This is a genomic window from Methylobacterium platani (assembly GCF_001653715.1).
Lineage (GTDB): Bacteria > Pseudomonadota > Alphaproteobacteria > Rhizobiales > Beijerinckiaceae > Methylobacterium > Methylobacterium platani.
On record NZ_LWHQ01000078.1, the window covers coordinates 1 to 348 of the forward strand.

At 73.9% G+C, this 348-nt stretch carries 1 pseudogene (only partly in view); it reads left to right on the plus strand.

What is annotated here, in order from left to right:
• The first annotated feature begins 33 nt into the window (after nt 1-33).
• Nucleotides 34-348 (plus strand): annotated as a pseudogene (locus A5481_RS29360) (S1C family serine protease) (it continues 814 nt past the right edge of the window).

The window sequence follows — 348 nt, forward strand, 5'->3', positions numbered from 1 at the left end:
ATCGGCAAGATCCCTATCGGAGTGACGCAACCGGTGCCCGATCGCTTCCTGCGGGTCGCCCTGACCACCGCCCTCGCGCTGCTCGCGCTGTTCGTCGCGCAGCCCTACGTCACGAGCCTGCTGTTCTCCGCCGACACGCCCCGGGCGGTGACGGCGCGGGGCGACCTGTCGCCGATCGAGGCCGCGACCGTGGCCCTGTTCGAGCGCGCGGCGCCCTCGGTGGTCTACGTCTTCGCCCGCCAGCGGCAGGGATCGGTGACGTTCGACCCCGAGACCGGCGAGCCGCGGCAGGGCGGCGGCGAGCAGACCGGCTCGGGCTTCGTCTGGGACGCGGCCGGCCACGTCGTC